Source organism: Tabrizicola sp., assembly GCF_051645465.1.
Taxonomy (GTDB): Bacteria; Pseudomonadota; Alphaproteobacteria; order Rhodobacterales; family Rhodobacteraceae; genus Tabrizicola.
In genome coordinates this window covers 1-3,204 of sequence record NZ_JBOFBI010000274.1, presented here as the reverse complement: position 1 = coordinate 3,204, position 3,204 = coordinate 1, and the positions used below count along the sequence as shown (strand labels likewise).

The window sequence follows — 3,204 nt, the reverse complement described above, 5'->3', positions numbered from 1 at the left end:
GTGTTTCGGGAAATGAAGCTCAAGCAGCATTTCGAGAAGCCCTCCGTCAAGAAAGCACGCGAACAGGCCGAAGCCGTGCGCCGCGCGAGGAAACTCGCCCGGAAGAAGCTTCAGCGTGAAGGCGGTCTGTAAAGACGTCACGCGACACTGGGGCAGCGATGCCCGCCCGATCAACCCCCGTCCGTTTGGCCGGGGGTTTTTCATTGTAGCGGGGCGTGGTTCAAAGCGGGATGCTTGAATCAGACCTCTATCCAGCGCTGAAGAGCTTTCTCGAGGCTCAGGGCTACGTCGTGAAGGCCGAGATCGGGGCCTGCGACATCATGGCCGTTCGGGGTGAGGAGCCCGCGGTCGTGGTCGAGATGAAGCTGACCTTCTCGCTGGCCCTCGTCATGCAAGGCATCGCGCGGCAGGCGCTGTTCGATGACGTCTATCTGGCTGTGCCTGTTTCGGGCGAGAAAGGCTGGAAGCTCCGTTATCGCGAGATCATCGCGCTTTGTCGGCGGCTGGGGCTGGGACTTCTTGCCGTCAAGGGCGACGTGGTCGAGCCGCATCTGGACCCCGCCCCCTACGCCCCGCGTAAGAGCACACGGCGAGCTGGTGCCTTGCTCAAGGAGTTCCACCGACGGGTCGGTGATCCGAACCAGGGCGGGACCACCGGGATCAAGCGGATGACGGCCTACCGGCAGGACGCCCTGCGCTGCGGTACGGTGCTGCGAGCCGGTCCGACAAAGGCAGCCATGGTGGCGAAGGCGGCTGGAGTCACCCGGGCGGCGGCTATCCTGCGGGACGATCACTACGGTTGGTTCCAGCGGGTGGACCGCGGCATTTATGCCCTGACCGACAAGGGACAAGCCGATCTGGCCGCCGCAAGCAATGATCTGACGGCGCTCGGCCTGACCTCAGACTAGACCGCCAGGGCCGTCGTCTTCACCACCGTCCGCAGCGCGAACGAGGATTGCATCTGCCGCACTCCCGGCAGGCGCGACAGGAACTGGCGGTGGATGCGGGCGAAATCCTCGGTGTCCTCGGCCATTAGCTTCAGAAGATAGTCCGCAGTCCCGGCCATCAGGTGGCATTCCAGAAGGTCCGGCACCTTTGCCACCTCGCGCTCGAAGGCGTCGAGCAAGTCCTCGGCCTGGCTTTGCAGGGTGATCTCGACGAAGACCGTCGTCATCCGGCCCATCTTGCGGGCGTCGAGGAGCGCCACGTAGCCCGCGATGTAGCCTTCCTCCTCCAGCCGCTGCACGCGCCGGTGACAGGCGGACGGTGACAGGTTCACCGCCTCTGACAGCTCGGCATTGGTAATGCGGCCATCCTTCTGCAGAACTGTCAGAATGCGGCGGTCCGTTGCGTCCAGATCGGACATGGCAAGAATTCCTTCGGCCGGGGATATCCCGGCCGAAAGCTTCTTTCAGAACATCACGCGCAGCAAGCCTTGCTTTGCGGGTCAGGCGGCGACTTCGGCGCCGTCCACACGCTGGATCGCCACGACCGCCGGACGCGGCACGCCGCCTTCGGCAAAGTCCGGCCACAACGTCGTCGCGTTGGCGAGCGTGTCGCTGTCCTCGGCCGGGTGCTGAACCGAGACGAAGAGCGTCGTGCCATCGGGGGTGAAGCAAGGCCCCGACGCTTCCGCCCCCATCGGACAGGCGAAGAGCAACTTCGGCAGCCCACGGGCGGGGCCTTCGGTGTCCACGCCATAGATGCCGTCGGCGATGTCGAAGTCGTTGGCGCCATCGGTCGCCACGAACATCCGGCCCTTCGGATCGAAGGTCAGGTTGTCGGGGCACACGAACCAGCCGTTTTCCGTGGTCTCGGCGTGGAACTTCGCGCCGTGCGCCGCTTCCTTCGGGTTGCCCGCCAGCACGAATAAATCCCAGCCGTAGCTCGCCGCTGTGTGGTCGGCATCCGGGCCCGCGCCGCCAGGAGGGATCATCTCGACGATATGGCCATAGTGGTTTTCCGGCCGAGTGTTCACCGGGTTCAGCTTGTCGGCGGTCATGTTCTTGTTCTTGGTCATGATCGCATAGACACGCCCCGTCACCGGGTTCGTCTCCATGTCCTCGGGCCGGTCCATCGGCGTGGCCCCTAGCGCATCGGCGGCCAGACGCGTCTTCAGCAGCACATCGGCCTGATCGGCAAAGCCGTTCTCTGCCGTAAGTGGGCCCTGCCCGTGAACTAGTGGCAGCCAGGTGACCGTGCCGTCCGCATCGAAGCGCGCCACCGACAGGGTGCCTGCGTCCAGCAGGTCCTTACCTGACGCCGGGTTCGCCGGGTCATAGGCGGCATCCGACACGAAGCGGTAGACGTACTCGAAGTAATCGTCGTCGCCCATGTAGACGACCACGCGACCGTCCTTGTTCACGACTGTCGTCGAGGCTTCATGCGCCATGCGACCCAACGCAGTACGCTTCACCGGGTTCGAGGCCGGATCATACGGGTCGATCTCGACCACCCAATCGAAACGGTTGGGCTCGTTCGGTTCCTTCTCGACGTTGAAGCGGTCGTCAAAGCGGGCACGGCCATAGTAGTCCGACCCGTCATAGCCATAGCGCTCCAACACATCTGCTATAGGCGATTTGGTGGGGTCGCCGCCGAACGTGTCCGACGCGCCCTCTTCACAGGTCAGCACAGTCCCCCACGGTGTGAAACCGCCGCCGCAGTTATAGTTCGTGCCCCGCGCCATCAGGCCTTCAGGGTCAGCCGAGGTCTTCATCCACGCATGACCGGCGCAGGGGCCGGAAATCGCCATTGGCGTGTCCATCGTGATCCGGCGGTTCATCGGGCTGTCCTGCACGATCCTCCAGACCCCAGCCTCACGCTTGATCTCGACAATGGAATGGCCGATCGCCGCGTTGCAAAGGGCAACCTGCTCCTCCGTCATCTTCTTCCCGCCCTCACCATCGTCCGGCAGGTTGTCGAACATGACGTTGAAGCTGACATATTCGTTGTTCACGCACAGAAGCCCGTTGTCCGAATTCTGCGACCCCCTGGGCAGCGGCATGAAGGCGATGAAATCGCAGTTGTACCCAAAGCGGGCGGCCTGTTCGGCCGCGTTCAGCGCCTTGACATCAAAAGCCGCCTGACCGGCCTGCATCGGGTCGCCCCAGGCTGCCACGACCTCGGCCTTGTAGCCGTCGGCAACGTGATGCGTCTGGTCAAAGACGCGCTTGAGCTCGGTGAAGGTAAGGCTCGACTGGACGG

4 protein-coding genes are annotated in these 3,204 nt (G+C 63.8%); 2 read left to right on the top strand and 2 right to left on the bottom strand.

The window, feature by feature from the left end; all coding sequences use genetic code 11:
- The coding region (locus tag ACRCSW_RS17500; protein ID WP_438706929.1) for a small ribosomal subunit protein bS21 at positions 1–132 on the top strand (132 nt) is incomplete at its 5' end.
- A 98-nt stretch (positions 133–230) separates the two neighbouring features.
- Positions 231–908 (top strand): DUF2161 family putative PD-(D/E)XK-type phosphodiesterase, encoded by a 678-nt coding sequence (locus ACRCSW_RS17495; protein ID WP_438706928.1) that lies wholly within the window; start codon positions 231–233, stop codon positions 906–908.
- On the opposite strand, the gene ACRCSW_RS17490 is transcribed toward ACRCSW_RS17495, so the two are convergent.
- Both ACRCSW_RS17490 and ACRCSW_RS17485 read right to left on the bottom strand, forming a co-directional pair.
- Positions 905–1,366, bottom strand: a complete 462-nt coding sequence (locus tag ACRCSW_RS17490) for an Lrp/AsnC family transcriptional regulator (RefSeq protein ID WP_438706927.1) — start codon at positions 1,364–1,366, stop codon at positions 905–907. The genes ACRCSW_RS17495 and ACRCSW_RS17490 overlap by 4 nt on opposite strands.
- Positions 1,367–1,447: 81 nt before the next feature.
- Positions 1,448–3,204: PhoX family protein (locus tag ACRCSW_RS17485; protein WP_438706926.1), on the bottom strand; the 1,757-nt coding region annotated here is incomplete at its 5' end.